Here is a 359-nt window from a genome sequence, read left to right as displayed (position 1 = left end):
TCGGGTGCCCAATCAGGCAAGAACATGATTAACGGCAACTACACGTTGGCAGGCAACGAGTTTGATATTGTTGATGAGCATGGTCAGGTTGTTGATCATGTGACGACAGATGCTTCTGGTAAAGCCTACTCGAAAGAATCATTGCCACTAGGCACATATAAGGTTATTGAAACCAAAGCTAGTCAAGGTTTTGTCAAATCGGCCACTCCTCAGAATGTAACGTTGACATACAATGGTCAACAAGCACCTATTGTTTTTAACACAGCTTTTGAGACCAACCAAGAAGTTAAGGGTGGGATTACCATTCAAAAAACTGGTGCTGAAACCGGTACAAAGCAGTGGAATGCCAACTACTCATT

1 protein-coding gene is annotated in these 359 nt (G+C 42.9%); it reads left to right on the top strand.

The window, feature by feature from the left end; genetic code table 11:
- A partial coding sequence (locus AOQ32_RS08820) for a prealbumin-like fold domain-containing protein (RefSeq protein ID WP_242976737.1) occupies nt 1-359 on the top strand: 359 nt, incomplete at both ends.

The sequence above is a fragment of the Fructobacillus tropaeoli genome (genome assembly GCF_001047135.2).
Classification (GTDB): Bacteria; Bacillota; Bacilli; order Lactobacillales; family Lactobacillaceae; genus Fructobacillus; species Fructobacillus tropaeoli.
The sequence above is the reverse complement of the archived record's forward strand: the minus strand, read 5'-3'. Positions and strand labels throughout refer to the sequence as shown.